11 protein-coding genes are annotated in these 13282 nt (G+C 49.5%); 8 read left to right on the top strand and 3 right to left on the bottom strand.

Translation table 11 applies throughout. The features are described from left to right. Positions 1-60 precede the first annotated feature (60 nt). The 3 genes from AXG56_RS16965 to AXG56_RS16955 all read right to left on the bottom strand — a co-directional run bounded on the left by AXG56_RS16965 (position 61) and on the right by AXG56_RS16955 (position 3636). On the bottom strand, positions 61-1278 hold the full coding sequence (locus AXG56_RS16965) for a DUF819 domain-containing protein (RefSeq protein WP_062515630.1): 1218 nt from the start codon (positions 1276-1278) through the stop codon (positions 61-63). Positions 1279-1380: 102 nt separating this feature from the next. Next, positions 1381-2574, bottom strand: coding sequence for a cytochrome P450 (locus AXG56_RS16960; RefSeq protein ID WP_062515628.1), 1194 nt, complete (start codon positions 2572-2574; stop codon positions 1381-1383). 168 nt (positions 2575-2742) lie between these two features. Then, on the bottom strand, positions 2743-3636 hold the full coding sequence (locus tag AXG56_RS16955) for a fructose bisphosphate aldolase (protein ID WP_062515626.1): 894 nt from the start codon (positions 3634-3636) through the stop codon (positions 2743-2745). Positions 3637-3870: 234 nt separating this feature from the next. On the opposite strand from AXG56_RS16955, the gene AXG56_RS16950 reads away from it, so the two are divergent. From AXG56_RS16950 to AXG56_RS16915, 8 genes are all read left to right on the top strand, one after another. Next, complete coding sequence (locus AXG56_RS16950; RefSeq protein WP_008634465.1) at positions 3871-5436, top strand: ABC transporter substrate-binding protein; 1566 nt, start codon at positions 3871-3873, stop codon at positions 5434-5436. A 72-nt stretch (positions 5437-5508) separates the two neighbouring features. Next, positions 5509-6450 (top strand): ABC transporter permease, encoded by a 942-nt coding sequence (locus AXG56_RS16945; RefSeq protein WP_062515624.1) that lies wholly within the window; start codon positions 5509-5511, stop codon positions 6448-6450. A 15-nt stretch (positions 6451-6465) separates the two neighbouring features. Continuing rightward, positions 6466-7305, top strand: coding sequence for an ABC transporter permease (locus AXG56_RS16940; RefSeq protein ID WP_026578789.1), 840 nt, complete (start codon positions 6466-6468; stop codon positions 7303-7305). Positions 7306-7316: 11 nt separating this feature from the next. Further along, the gene (locus AXG56_RS16935) at positions 7317-8342 is read left to right on the top strand and encodes an ABC transporter ATP-binding protein (RefSeq protein ID WP_026578788.1); all 1026 of its coding nucleotides are present in this window, start codon (positions 7317-7319) and stop codon (positions 8340-8342) included. Then, positions 8293-9255: an ABC transporter ATP-binding protein gene (locus tag AXG56_RS16930; RefSeq protein WP_062515623.1), complete on the top strand. Its 963-nt coding sequence runs from the start codon at positions 8293-8295 to the stop codon at positions 9253-9255. The genes AXG56_RS16935 and AXG56_RS16930 overlap by 50 nt, the downstream gene beginning before the upstream one ends. Before the next feature lie 4 nt (positions 9256-9259). Further along, the gene (locus AXG56_RS16925) at positions 9260-9928 is read left to right on the top strand and encodes a DUF1028 domain-containing protein (protein ID WP_026578786.1); all 669 of its coding nucleotides are present in this window, start codon (positions 9260-9262) and stop codon (positions 9926-9928) included. A gap of 50 nt (positions 9929-9978) precedes the next feature. Then, positions 9979-12111, top strand: a complete 2133-nt coding sequence (locus AXG56_RS16920) for a helix-turn-helix domain-containing protein (protein ID WP_026578785.1) — start codon at positions 9979-9981, stop codon at positions 12109-12111. Beyond that, the gene (locus AXG56_RS16915) at positions 12108-13262 is read left to right on the top strand and encodes an amidohydrolase (protein ID WP_062515622.1); all 1155 of its coding nucleotides are present in this window, start codon (positions 12108-12110) and stop codon (positions 13260-13262) included. Before AXG56_RS16920 ends, AXG56_RS16915 begins: the two co-directional genes overlap by 4 nt. Positions 13263-13282: the final 20 nt, after the last annotated feature.

Here is a 13282-nt window from a genome sequence, read left to right as displayed (position 1 = left end):
AAAGAGATAGGAAGGGAAAAAGGCTTTACCTGAGGCATAGTTCAGGCAGTCAGGTCCCGTTTACATAGATTGAAAGACATAGTACATCATACTGCCGGCGTAGTTGCCGATGATGTATCCAAGTGTGCCGACCAACATGATAGGGACAATCAGCCGCTGCCACCCTTTCGCAATAGCAAAGGCTGCTGCGGTCGTCGGCCCGCCGACGTTGGCATTGCTTGCTACGATCATTTCCTCCAGGCTGAAACGGAACAAACGACCGACTCCGAATGTCAGGAGCATGTTGAAGAAAACGATGATTGCGACAAAGATGATAAGCAGCGGAGCATTCTGGATCAACAATGGAATGGATGCGGGTACACCGATGACGACGAAGAAAATGTATATAAGATAGGTCCCCAATTCCTGTGCACCACGTATGTTATCGAAAAATTTATCAAATAGGGTGACAGCAAGAACGGTGATGGTCGTCAGCATCAAATAACCATCTCCAAATAATCCGTTCATTATGTTTAAATACACCGGTACTCCTTCGCCTGATGGAATCCAGGCGCTGATCCAATCCGCCAGCTTGAAGGAAACACCCACCAAAACGAACGCACTCCCGCTTGCAAGCGCAATATCTTTAAGAGAGATGTCCTTCCTCTTCCAATAATCTGCTGCCGTATTTTTAGACGAGTCGACGGTGCGTTCCTGCTCATCGATGTAGGGAGTCCGGAATTTCCTGCGGAAGAAGGAGGAGGCCGGGATCAGGATCAACACAAAGAAATACAAAGCCATCAACAGGTTGTCGGCAACGATTGCGGAAGCGGCGAGCTCTCCGGGTGGGTTCAGCTTGCCGGACAGGGCGGCGAAGTTCACACCTCCGCCAATGTAAGAGCCTGTTTCCATTGCTGCTATCTTATCCAGGTTTGGAATGGTATCTTTCAGGAAGAAGAAGGCTATGTACGCACCGATGACGGTACCGATGGAGCTGATCAGGAAGATGAACAGCATCCGTCCGCTTTCTTTGATCACTTTTCTTAAATTGGCTTGAAATAAGAGCAGCGGGATAGCCAGAGGAATGACATATGTCCATACGGCATCGTAGGCGGGTGCGTCTGTCGGAATCACCTTTATGTTGGCGAGGATCAGGGCACCGACGAGGGCGATGATGGCTCCGGTCATTTTGGCTGCCCATTTGTATTTTTGCTCCAGATAAATGCTTACAGCTGCCCAGCCGGCAAGAAATGCCCACAACAGCCACGTGTCATCTGCTTGAATCAACGTTTGTTCCATCTTCATCTCTCCTTTTTCTACATTTTATCGTATCTCAGCTGGTTTTTTTACATTTTTTGATAAATAGGAAAAGAGGCACTCTATAACGAGTGCCTCTTTCGTTTACCAGGTGACAGGGAGACTGCGCAGGCCGCGTAGAAGAAAGATCGAGCGCCATTCGGGCGCCTCTCCGTTCGGGTCGATTGTGATGGCAGGGAGCGATGCAAACAGCTTCTCCAATGCAATGTTCCCTTCCAATCTGGCGAGTGGGGCACCGAGGCAGAAGTGAATGCCAAAGCCGAACGCGACGTGACCGTTGCTCTTCCTTGTAACGTCAAACGCGTCTGCCTTTTCGAATTTATCGTTATCCCGATTGGCGGAGCTGATGGAGGCTAAGACCATATCGCCGCGCCGGATCGTCTGCCCGCGAAACTCCATGTCGTCGGCTGCCCATCTTGCTGTCGAGAAGTCGACAGGACTGTAGTAGCGCAGTCCTTCTTCAACGGCTCCCGGGATGAGGGAAGCATCTTTTTTGACTAAATCCAGCTGGTCCGGGTGCTCAAAAAGGGCGAGCATCGTGTTACCGATCAAATTGACGGTGGTTTCATGACCGGCGATGATCAAAAGAAAGATCATCGAATATAACTCCTGCCGGCTCAACTGTTCTCCGTCTTCCTCTGTTTGGATAAGGTAGGAAACAAGATCGTCGGTCGGATTCTGCTTTCTCTTCTCAAAGAGGTCGGTCAAATAGGTAGTGAAGGCTTCCACATCCGCTGCAAAATCCGAGTCCTCTTCGTTGGAGGCGGCCACGATGGAATTGGACCACTTCCGGAACTTATCCCGGTCTTCTGCCGGTACACCGAGCATCTCACTGATGACGATGATCGGCAGAGGGAAGGCATAATCGTCGATCAGGTCCACCGGTCCTCCTTTCTTTTTCATTTGCTCGATTAGATCATCAGCGATTTCACTGATCCGTGGAGTCAATTCCTTGATCGTTTTCGGGTGGAAGTAGGGCTGGACAAGCTTGCGTAAGCGCGTGTGGTCAGGAGGGTCGACATCAAGCATCATGTTTTCGAAGATAGTGATTTCTTTGTCACCGTCATCGTCAGGCGTCCTCTGGATCAGCTTCGTCTGATCTTTTAGGAAACCCGGCGCCTTCAGCATTTCTTTGACATCGTCATATTTGGTGACAAGCCACGTAGCGGGAGTGCCATCAGACATTTGAAATACGGGTTGTTTATCTCTCATTTTTTCATAAAAAGGGTAGGCGTTATCTTTGAAGTTGGATTGGTAAAGCTGTTCCATCGTTTCCATAAGTGGGGACCACCTTTCTTTAAGTAAAGTATAAAAGATTGGAAGGATCATGAACAAATGATAGGAAAAGGGAAAGAGGAATATCGTTACTATTTCCTATTTCCTTAGAATAGGTTTCCCGTTCATGAAAAAGGCGTACACCACGGTGTACGCCTTTTCTGGATTCTATTATCTGCCTTTTTGTACAGAAGCTGCGTAAATGGAATCGACGGCATTCTGCAGGGCCTGATCAAACGTTTCGTCTGATTGGTCTGCATACACATCGCCGACAAGTGCCCGGGAGAAGCTCGCGATTAACCCATCATTCGCTGTCAGCTTCTCGTTGGCCTCTTCCCGTTCATAACCTCCGGAGAGAGCGACGACACGAATGACTTTCGGGTGGTCGACAAGTTCCTTATACGCATTCGTTTTTGTTGGAATCGTCAACTTCAACATGACCTGCTGATCCTCTTCCAACTCGTTCAAGTGTTTAAGAATATGATTGCGCAGAAGCTCTTCACATTTCTCTTTCTCTTCGCTGTGAATATTCACTTCCGGTTCGACAATCGGCATCAGGTCGGAAGCGAGGATCCGTTTGGCAATATCAAACTGCTGTTGAACCACTGCTTCGATTCCACTTTCATCCGGATCGTGAATGACGGAGCGCATTTTCGTTCCGAATATTTTCCGCTCGTTCGCCCGACGAAGCGTTTCGTCGAGATCGTTGATCGGCTTCATGAGCTGGACGCCGTTTTCTTTATCGGCAAGCCCTTTATCGACTTTCAGAAAAGGCACAATGCCCTTATCCGCGAGATAGTCTCCTGTGTATTTCCCTTCGACTTTACGGTCCATCGTTTTCTCAAAAAGAATAGCTCCTAGAATTTTTTCGGAATCGAAAGCAGGGGAGGTGATGATCCTTGTCCTCATCTCGTGGACTTTATCGAACATCTCGTCTTCATTATTGTAGGCATCTTCAGGAATGCCGTAATCAGCCAGAGCCTTCGGCGTACTTCCGCCACTTTGATCCAGAGCGGCAATAAATCCTTTTCCGTTTTTAATTCGGTCGAGCTGTTGCTGGTTCATCTTATCTGCTCCTTCCAGAATTTTATGGAATGTCCATTGTAAGCATTCCCTGTCCTCTCCGAAATGTAACGTTCAAATCCATAAAATTTGAAGATCACCTGATTTGTAAACTTTCCTAACATTTGCTTTTATTCTTTGGAACATCTCCCATATAAATACGACAGGTTTCTACAATATAATAAAATTACTGTATTTTTTAAATTTACTGAAAATAAAAAAGGGGGCCATTATTGAATGAAGAAAATCTACTGGTTGTTGCTGCTCGTATCCCTGCTGCTCTTGCTTGCCGGCTGTCAGGACCCGACGGAGTCTGGTTCATCTGATTCCGGTTCGGAGGAGACAAATCAGGAAGGGGAGGCTTCGGAAGGTGGAACATTGACGATCACAGATCTATCCGAAGGACAGAGTCTCGATCCTCACGTCGTGACAGATGCAGCCTCCATGCGCTACATCGAGAACATGTACAACACCTTGTTCAAGTATGAGAAAGGGACCTACGGAGAAATCGAAGGAGACTTAGTAGAGGATTATGAAGTTTCTGATGATGGTACGGTCTATACTTTGACCCTCCACGACGGCGTGACGTTTCATAATGGGGACGCTTTGACTTCAGAAGATGTGAAGTACTCCATTGAAAGAATTATAGAAAACGAAGTAAGGGCGGCTCAGTTTGAGTCCTTGGAAAGTATCGAGACGCCGGATGACACGACAGTCGTCCTGACTTTAGCCGAGCCGGTCGCTCCGTTCCTGACATTCCTTGCTTATCCGATGAATGCCATTGTCAACAAAACGATCGTCGATGAGAACGGCGGCGACCTGGCTGGTGCGGATGCCGGCAGCGGCCCATTCACATTGGGTGAGTGGACGAAGGATCAGGAAATGGTCCTGGAGAAGTATGAGGACTACTTTAAAGATGGACTGCCGTACTTAGATAAAGTCGTGTGGCGTTCGATTCCGGATGAAACAGCACGAACTACAGCCATCCGAAACGGGGAGATCGATATTCTTCTCCAAACACAGCCGAAGGATGTCCAAGTATTGGAGCAGGCAGACAACGTCAATGTGGAGACTGTCGCCGGAACGTATTGGGAGTATGTCGGTTTGAATACCGAGGCAGGTCCATTGTCCGATCCGAAGGTCCGTCAGGCCATTGCGTGGGCTGTCGATCGTGATGCTGTCAACGACGTCGTGAAGCTGGGACAGGCGACTCCGCTACGAAGCGGCCCGATTCCGGATAACCACTGGGCACACCTGGAAGATGCCGTGTATCCAGAGCAGGATTTGGACAAAGCGCGTCAATTGTTGGAAGAAGCAGGAGTCTCTGACTTGAGTTTGACAATGAAAGTGAGTACGAACCAAGCGCAGATCGATGCCGCGCAGGTCATTAAGCAGCAGCTTCAGGAAGTCGGCGTGACGGTCGAGGTCGTCTCCCAGGAGGACAGTGTCTTCTTTGATGCTCTCGGTAATGGAGATTTTGAAATGACTGTTGTCGGCTGGGTCGGTTTCGTCGATCCGGATGAGTTCCTTTATAACATCTTCCATACAGACGGCATGTACAACCAACAGGCGTACTCCAACCCGGATGTCGATGCATTGTTGGAACAGGGACGTAAAGAGATGGATAAAGAGAAACGGACGGAAATCTATGCAGAAGCACAGCGTATGATTGCCGAAGATGCTCCGATGGTCTTCTTGTACGCCAACCCGCAGACGTCGGCACTCAGCGATCGTGTAAGCGGATTTGATGTTCATCCTACGGTGACGACGATTTCATTAGAAGAGACGAAGGTTGACCAATAATAAATAGATAAAACGAAAAAGTGGCTTCCGGCCACTTTTTCCTTCACTTTACGTGCAAGGAGGGACGATTGGATGATCCAATACATCATCAAACGGCTGCTTATTTCCATTCCGGTCTTGTTCGGAATCTCCATTGTGGCGTTCTTCATCGTCCGGCTGGTTCCCGGGGATACGGTCACAGCCATGCTGGGTACCAGTTATTCTCCGGATCAGGCAGCTGCCTTGAGAGATAAGTACGGGCTGGATGAACCACTCATTCAGCAATATCTCTTATGGCTCGGAAACGTTCTGCAAGGGGATTTCGGATATTCGCAATTTACGAACACTCCGGTGCTTGAAGCAATCATGGCCCGGCTTCCGATTACGATCGAGCTTGCCCTGCTTAGTGTAATCATCGCTGTTATTCTTGCCATTCCACTTGGTACGATAGCGGCTCTCAAGAGGAACAGTAAGTTTGATTACGGAGCAAGTTTTGTCGGGATGCTCGGCATATCTGTTCCTAACTTCTGGCTTGGTACATTGATGATTCTCTTCTTCAGTCTCTATGCCGGCTGGTTTCCTTCCGGCGGATTCGTCGGCCTTTATGACAGCGTATGGGGAAATCTGAAGAGCATGCTGCTTCCTGCTGTCGCCTTAGGCACAGCTGTAGGAGCTGTCGCGATGCGGATGACGCGCTCCTCGATGCTGGAAGTGACGAATCAGGAATATATCAAAATGGCAAAAGCAAAAGGGGTTTCCAATTCTCGGATGATTTGGAGACACGCGCTGAAGAATGCGCTCATTCCTGTTGTGACAGTACTCGGCATTCAAACGGGCTATCTGCTTGGAGGCTCTGTCGTCGTGGAGCAGATCTTCGGTCTTCCTGGTGTCGGTCGTCTCGCTCTGCAGGCGATAACAAACCGGGATTACGCGCTGCTGCAAGGGACGATTCTGTTCATTGCAAGCGCCTTTGTGATTGTCAATCTGGTTGTGGATATTATTTACGGATTCCTGAACCCGCAAATCAGATATTAAGAAAGGAGAATCGTGATGTCTGATTTATGGTATCAATTCAAAAAAAATAAAGTCGGTGTTTTCGGACTTGGCATGACGCTTTTGTTTGCAGTGATGGCGGTCGCTGCCCCGCTGATTGCCCCTTATGATCCATACGAAATGATGACGGACGCTATTTTGGAGGGACCGAGTATGGCCCACCTGCTCGGTACCGATCAATTCGGACGTGATATTTTGAGCCGGATCATTTATGGAACGAGGATCTCTTTACAAGTCGGTATTATTTCGGTCGGTCTGTCCTTTGTCTGTGGGACCATCATCGGAGTCGTTGCTGCTTATTACGGCAGATGGGTCGATCATGTGCTGTCCAGGCTGACGGATGTCATGTTCGCTTTCCCGGATATTCTGCTTGCCCTAGTCATTATGGCTATCTTAGGACCAAGCCTCACGAATTTGATGATCGCTGTCGGGATTGTGTACACACCTATTTTCGCCAGGATCGCAAGGGGATCGGTGCTCTCCATCAAGAATTCTCTGTATATCGAAGCGGCCCGCTCGATGGGAGTGAGCAATATGAAGATCATGTGGAAACACATTCTCCCCAATAGTGTGGCCCCGCTTATCGTGCAAGTGACTCTTTCCTTCGCTTTCGCTATCTTGGCAGAAGCGGCGCTCAGCTTCCTCGGTCTCGGAGTTTCTCCGGATACACCGTCCTGGGGAATTATGCTGAGTGAAGGGAAGAGTTGGATGGAAACGGCCTGGTGGACGGCGGTATTCCCGGGCATCGCCATTACGCTTGCCGTGTTCAGCTTCAATACGATGGGCGATGGATTAAGGGATGCCCTTGACCCAAGGTTGAAGAATGAGTCTGCATAAGGAGGAAGCCGATGTCTGAGTATGTGCTGGAAGTACAAAATCTGAAGACGCATTTTCATACGAAGAAAGGGATAGTCAAAGCGGTGGACGGTGTCGATTTAAAAGTAAAGCAAGGAGAAATTCTCGCAGTCGTCGGTGAGTCCGGCTGTGGAAAAAGTGTGACCTCTCAATCGATCATGCGCCTTGTCGGTCAGAAGAAAAGCGAAGAAGTCAGCGGACAGGTCCTGTACCGTGGGGAGGATCTTCTCAAGAAAACAGAGAGAGAAATGCAGCACGTCCGGGGTAAGGATATTTCGATGATCTTTCAAGATCCGATGACTTCCCTTAATCCGGCTTATACGGTTGGTACACAAATTGCCGAAATGCCGATGATTCATGAGAACAAAGACAAGAAGTCGGCATGGAGACGTGCGGTGGAGATGCTGAAGAAAGTCGGTATCCCCTCTCCAGACAAACGGGTGCATCAATACCCGCATCAATTCAGTGGAGGGATGAGGCAACGCGGGGTAATCGCTATGTCCTTGTCCTGTGATCCGGATTTGATCATTGCTGATGAGCCGACCACCGCTTTGGATGTAACCATACAGGCGCAAGTGCTGGATTTATTAAGGCGTCTTAGAGATGAAACGAACGCCGCGATTGTTCTGATCACCCACGATTTAGGCGTTGTTGCTGAGCTGTGTGACAGAGTGGCGGTCATGTATGCCGGCAAAATTGTCGAAGAAGGGTCCGTGGAAGATCTATTCGATCGACCGAAGCACCCTTATACGCAAGGGTTGTTGAAGTCTGTGCCGCGTCCTGGTATCAGGGAACGGCTGCAGCCGATTGAAGGACAGCCGCCTAACCTGCATGATTTACCGGAAGGCTGCCGCTTCGCCGAGCGGTGTCCATTCGTCATGGAACAGTGCCTGCATAAGGAACCGGCGTTAAAGGCTTCGGAGTCGGAACAACACAGAGTCGCCTGCTGGCTGGAGGAGGAGAGAAACGATGACGACAGAGGAACTCGTCCGCGTCGACAACCTGAAGAAGTATTTTAATGTATCCAATGGCATATTTCGAAAGAAGAGTGAAGTCAAAGCAGTAGACGATTTGAGCTTTACGGTCTACAAAGGGGAAACGCTCGGGATTGTAGGAGAGTCCGGATGCGGCAAGTCGACGACCGGGCGTCTGCTAATGCGTCTCCTGGATGCAACGGATGGAGAAGTATATTTTGAAGGCGAGAACATCATGGACTGGGACAGGAAAACGCTGAGGCAGAAGCGACGTGATTTTCAGATGATTTTCCAGGATCCATTCGCCTCTCTTAATCCAAGGATGGTCGTCGAAGATATTATCGAAGAGCCGTTGAAAACGATCGGTATGACGAAGGCGGAACGGAAGGCGCGCGTCGGGAAACTGCTTACGGATGTCGGTATTCCGGAGAGTTACAAAGATCGCTACCCGCATGAGTTCTCTGGAGGGCAGCGTCAACGGATCGGGATTGCGAGAGCCCTGGCGTTAAATCCGAAGTTCATCGTGGCAGATGAACCTGTTGCTGCCCTTGATGTTTCCATTCAGGCGCAAATTATTAACCTGCTGATGGACCTTCAGGAGGAATACGGGTTCACGTATCTTTTCATCGCCCATGATTTAAGTGTCGTCCAATATATCAGCGATCGCGTAGGGGTTATGTACTTAGGGCAGATGGTCGAATTGACCGATAGTGATGAGCTTTATGAGCATCCCCTCCATCCATACACGAAAGCGCTCCTGTCTTCCATTCCGGTTCCTGATATTTATACGAAGCGGGAGAAAATCACGCTCGCGGGGGAAATACCGAGTCCGGACAACCCGCCGTCAGGCTGCAGGTTCCATACCCGCTGCCCGATTGCACAGGAACATTGCAAAACCAAAGTACCGGAATTTAGAGAAATAAAGAAGGGTCACTATGTGGCCTGTCATGAGGTGTAACGTTATGAAGCTAAATACATTTTCTATCATGGCCCGCTGTCCGGAAACGGGCAATTTCGGAGCTGCTGTTGCCACGCGGTTTCCAGGCGTCGGTGCCTATTCTCCCCATATCGAACCGAATGTGGGGATCGTCATCACCCAGGGATGGGTCAATCCGGCATTAGGCCAGGAGGGCGTGGACCATCTGAAGAAAGGGCGGACGGCCAATGAAACGCTCAACCATCTCCTCTTTCATGACCCGGGCAAAGAACTGCGCCAAGTTTCAGTGATGGACCAATATGGAAACAGCAGCGTCTATACAGGGGTGGAGAACGATGATTATAAAGGACATATTGTCGGAGACCAATGGGCGGTCCAAGGGAATCTGCTTACCGGACCGGAAGTCCTTGAACAGATGGTTTCCGCCTTTAAAGAGGCGGAGGGATCACTCGCCGAAAAGCTTCTTGAAGCCCTTCATGCCGGTGATGCAGCCGGTGGAGACATCCGTGGGAAACAGTCTGCGGTCATCAAGGTAGCCTCGGTAAAAGGATTTCCTTTCGTCGACTTCCGCGTCGACGATCATGAGAACCCGGTACAAGAGCTCCGTCGGATTTATGACAAGAACAAATCTGTCCTGATTGACAGGTATCATGAATGGATCGATGCAGTCAAAGAGGGAATTCCCTTAGATTGACATACACTTTTTTCTGAAAATTCCTTATAGTTATTTTAGAGGTGGCACCTATGGAAAAAGAACTATTGCAGCAACTGAAGGCAAGGTATCGGTTGGAGGATATCGTCATCGTCGATAAACATACAAGGACCAGTGTGTCTGAGAAAACATACACCGACTCTATTTCTGAATGGGTTTCCCTTTCCCTTTGTATGGAAGAAGGAACGATAAGGGAGACGGGAGATCGATGGGTATATAACGGGGAAGATGTGATGGTCGTTCTGATCGGGCGTCACAAGTATGATGAAGGGGCAGCTGCCTCTTTCCTGAAAGAGCATGAAGCATGGCTGAAGCTGCTTCTTCATCATACGAATGAACAGAAAAGGAAGAATGCGCTCCACGTATTGACCGGGGTCTCTCATACCCTCTCCTCGAGGATGTATGAGGAAGGGTTCCTGCAGATCATTTTGGATTCCGTGGTGGATGCTGTCACAGCGGCGGATTCCGGATTTCTGTTTCTTTATGATGAGAAAATCGGGAAACTCCTCGTGGAAGCAGCTGTCGGTTTTCGTGATTCCGGATATAAGAAGACGAGACTGAAACCAGGAGAAGGTGTCAGCGGCCGTGTGTTTGAAAGCGGGAGAGCTTCGCTTCTGCAAGGTACAGGATCCATTAAGGAAGCAATGGAAACGATGTCCGCTTTTAATTACGAGCATTATCTGGAGGCGGCTGAAGAACGTTCCATACCAGAGAGCATGCTGTCGGTCCCGCTTTTGTTTCATAAGGAAACAATCGGTGTCCTCACGTTGGACAGTTTCAGGGACCATCCCTATCTGACAGAGCACGACCTCCACTTAGTGGAGGCGCTGGCGGATCATATCGCTGTTGTTATCATGCATGCACGGTTGTACCGTCAGGAGAAGAGGCAGCGGGAAGCCTTACAGCAGACCCATCTGGCGTTAAGGAAAGAACACGAAACGATGCAGCGTACAACGGATTTCCACCATCGTTTGACGAACGTAGCCGCCAGTGGAGGCGGAGTTCAAGGGATCATTCAAACGATGAAAACGATGGTCCGGTACCCTTTCGCCGTGTATGATGCGCTCCTTAAGCCGCTGTTCGTCGATGAGGAAGCGGGGGAGAAGGGACTCCCGGACAGGTTTCTCAGTCATGACAGGGTCAAGAAAGTTATTAAAATGAATAAATGGCAGCAGATTGCTCATGCAGGCGAGCAGCTCGTCGTTCTGCCGATCACGGGTCCGGTCTCTGTGTGGGGATTTGTCTGTGTGTGGATTGATTCTGCCGATTTCTTCGAGAATGATATCGTCTTATTTGAATACGGGACGACCGTTCTTTCCTTGGAATTAACGAAAGAGGATTCCATAAGGGAGGCGGAGCAGCAGGCGAAGGGACAGCTGGTAGAAGGAATTCTGACAGGGGAGCGTGATCCGGTGGTCGAAGTGCAGGCATCCAACCTTGGCCTCTACCCAGCCGATTTTTATGCGATGGTGCTCTGTCATGTTGATCCGGACAAGATGGGGGAAGAGATGATGACGGTCAATTCCAGGCGTCAGCGGGAAGAGATAGGGGACGCGCTCGAAAGTGTAGTAACGAAGCTTGAGTTGAACGGGATTGTTTCCATGAACCGCTCGTATGTTTTCGCTATGATCAGCTTTCCGGAATCAGAAGGTAAAGGGTCTGCGCGTCAGAAGATGAAGGCGCTTGTTCACATGCTGGAACGATCCTCCGCGCCGCTTAAAGCTGGTGTCGGCCGTGTCCATAAGAATCTTTTCCAATTGAATAAGTCCTATGCAGATGCGGAGAAGTGCATCCAGGTCTTAAAGACGAAGCCGTCGAAAAATGTGATGAGCTTCGTCGATGCAGGTTTCTATCGCTTTCTTCTTCAGAACAGTGAGGAAGACCTCTCTCTCTATGTATCTGACTTTCTTGGTCCTTTGATGAGGTATGACAAAGAAAAGAATAACGACATGCTGCACACATTGATCACCTATGTCCGGTTTGATAAAGACTTGAAGAAGGTGACCAAGGAGCTGAACATCCATCATAATACATTGTATTACCGCATCAACCGTGTTCAGGAAATTCTTGATGTGACCTTTGACCGGTTCGATGACTGGTTCAATGTCCAGTTGGCCTGCCGGGTCTATGAATATTTACAGATAGAAGAGAGGGACGTCCGATGATAGCCATTTGTAATGTCGTTTTGGAACCTGTAAGAGGAAAAAGAGAAACAGACGCGACCGTCCTTGTCGAGGCGGGGAAAATCAAACAGATCTGCACAGCAAAAGAAGCGGATCTCGGAAACTATGAACAAGTGATCGACGGCATGGGGATGATTCTGACCCCTGGTTTTATCGATACCCATACGCATCTTGGCATTGATGAAGAAGGTATTGGTTGGGAGGGGGCCGACTTCAACGAAACGACCGAAGCACTCACTCCCCACCTTCGAGCCATTGACGGCATCAACCCGTTCGACCGTGGATTTTTTGATGCGGCAGAAGGTGGTGTGACGACTGCACAGGTGCTTCCCGGTAGTGCCAACGTCATAGGTGGAATCACCGCGATTGTAAAAGTGAAGCCCGGGTTTATCCTTGAAGACATCATCGTTCGTGAGCGTGCCGGGTTAAAGATGGCATTCGGCGAAAATCCGAAGAAATATCATGGTCAGCAGGGACGCACGCCCTCGACACGAATGGGCATTGCCGGAATGATCCGGGAACAATTGGTGCTGGCCGTTGAATATCTGAAAAATCCTTCCCCGAGAGATTTACGGAAGGAATCGCTTGGGGAAGTGCTGGAGCGTCGGATACCTGTCTGTGTTCATGCTCATCGGGCGGACGATATCATGACAGCCATACGAATTGCAGAAGAATTCGATCTTGACCTGCACCTGGAACACGTCACCGAAGGCCACCGGATTGTACCTGCATTGGTGAAATACAAGGATCGCTGCAAGTTTTCCATCGGACCGACACTTTCCGGGCGGAGTAAAGTCGAACTAAGCGGCATGTCATGGGATACGTATAGAGCCCTGGATGAACAGGGGATTTCTTTCTCTATCATCACCGATCATCCGGTCGTGCCGGTCAAGCAGCTGAAGACGTCCGTGAAGCTTGCGGTGGAAGCAGGCCTGGATGCGGATACAGCATTGGAGAGTGTAACGATCCGTGCTGCAGAAGTGCTTGGTCTGCAAGATCAAACCGGCAGTATCGAAGTCGGTAAGGATGCGGACCTCGTATTATGGGATAAGCACCCGGTGAAAGATGGCGGTACAGCTGTCCTGACGATGGCCGGTGGAGAAATCACCTATCAAACTCGTCAGCCTCTTTAGGCTGGCGGGTTTTTATTTTG

It is taken from the genome of Halobacillus sp. KGW1 (genome assembly GCF_001592845.1).
Classification (GTDB): Bacteria; Bacillota; Bacilli; order Bacillales; family Halobacillaceae; genus Halobacillus.
The sequence above is the reverse complement of the archived record's forward strand: the minus strand, read 5'-3'. Positions and strand labels throughout refer to the sequence as shown.

Coding starts and splice junctions, on each gene's coding strand:
- AXG56_RS16945 (WP_062515624.1), top strand. CDS start 5,509: ATGATCCAATACATCATCAAACGGCTGCTTATTTCCATTCCGGTCTTG.
- AXG56_RS16935 (WP_026578788.1), top strand. CDS start 7,317: ATGTCTGAGTATGTGCTGGAAGTACAAAATCTGAAGACGCATTTTCAT.
- AXG56_RS16940 (WP_026578789.1), top strand. CDS start 6,466: ATGTCTGATTTATGGTATCAATTCAAAAAAAATAAAGTCGGTGTTTTC.
- AXG56_RS16930 (WP_062515623.1), top strand. CDS start 8,293: ATGACGACAGAGGAACTCGTCCGCGTCGACAACCTGAAGAAGTATTTT.
- AXG56_RS16950 (WP_008634465.1), top strand. CDS start 3,871: ATGAAGAAAATCTACTGGTTGTTGCTGCTCGTATCCCTGCTGCTCTTG.
- AXG56_RS16955 (WP_062515626.1), bottom strand. CDS start 3,636: ATGAACCAGCAACAGCTCGACCGAATTAAAAACGGAAAAGGATTTATT.
- AXG56_RS16960 (WP_062515628.1), bottom strand. CDS start 2,574: ATGGAAACGATGGAACAGCTTTACCAATCCAACTTCAAAGATAACGCC.
- AXG56_RS16965 (WP_062515630.1), bottom strand. CDS start 1,278: ATGGAACAAACGTTGATTCAAGCAGATGACACGTGGCTGTTGTGGGCA.
- AXG56_RS16920 (WP_026578785.1), top strand. CDS start 9,979: ATGGAAAAAGAACTATTGCAGCAACTGAAGGCAAGGTATCGGTTGGAG.
- AXG56_RS16925 (WP_026578786.1), top strand. CDS start 9,260: ATGAAGCTAAATACATTTTCTATCATGGCCCGCTGTCCGGAAACGGGC.
- AXG56_RS16915 (WP_062515622.1), top strand. CDS start 12,108: ATGATAGCCATTTGTAATGTCGTTTTGGAACCTGTAAGAGGAAAAAGA.